Annotated in this window: 1 protein-coding gene; it reads right to left on the bottom strand. The window is 63.6% G+C overall.

Going from position 1 to position 859, the window contains the following annotated elements; genetic code table 11:
• On the bottom strand, window positions 1-859 hold an 859-nt coding region (locus RJ03_RS27335), incomplete at both ends, for a condensation domain-containing protein (RefSeq protein WP_036507526.1).

The following is an 859-nucleotide window of genomic DNA, read 5'->3' on the forward strand; positions in this document are numbered from 1 at the left end:
GATCGCTTGTGCTGAGCGTTGCATCAGCAACCCGACCACGCATCCGGGGCCCACACCGCGGTCGGTCAGCAGGTGTGCCAACCGGTTTGCCGCTTGCTCCAGCTGCCGGTAACTGTATGAACGATCACCACAGCTCAGCGCCACCGCATCCGGCGTGCGGGACACTTGGGCCGCGAACAATGCCGGAACCGATAGGGACGATGGCCGGCCCGTGTGCAGTACCGCGCGGTTGCCGAACTTGTCTATGCGGGTGTGTTCGGATTCGTCGAGCAGGTCCACTGATGACAGGGTTTGTTCGGGGTCTGTCGTGATCGCTACCAGTACTCGTTCCAGCCGTTGGATGAGTGTGTTGATGGTGGTGGTGTCGAAGATGTCGGTGCGGAATTCGACTGCGCCGGTGAGTCCGGCGGGTTCGCCGGTGTCGGTGAAGCGTTCGCCGAGAGAAAACGCGATGTCCGTGCGGGCGCTGTGGGTGTCCAGCGGCAGGGAGGTGACGTCGAGATCGTCCAATGCCAAACCGGCGGCCGGGTCGTTGTTTCCGGCGAAGTTCTGCCAGGCGAGCAGTACTTGGATCAGTGGGTGGTGAGTCAGTGACCGGGCTGGGTTGAGTCGTTCGACCAGCACTTCGAAGGGCACGTGTTGGTGTTCGAATGCTTCGAGGCTGCGCGTGCGGACCTGGGCGAGGAGGTCGGTGAAGGTGGGGTCGCCGGCCAGATCGATCCGCAGTACCAAGGTGTTGACGAAGAAGCCGACCAACTCGTCGAGAGCGGGATCGTCGCGGCCGGCGACGGCGAATCCGACCGCCACATCGGGGTTGGCGCTGATCCTCGACAACAGCACCGTCAGGGCGGCCTGGACC

Source organism: Nocardia aobensis NBRC 100429 (assembly GCF_000308375.1).
In the GTDB taxonomy this organism is placed as follows: domain Bacteria; phylum Actinomycetota; class Actinomycetes; order Mycobacteriales; family Mycobacteriaceae; genus Nocardia; species Nocardia aobensis.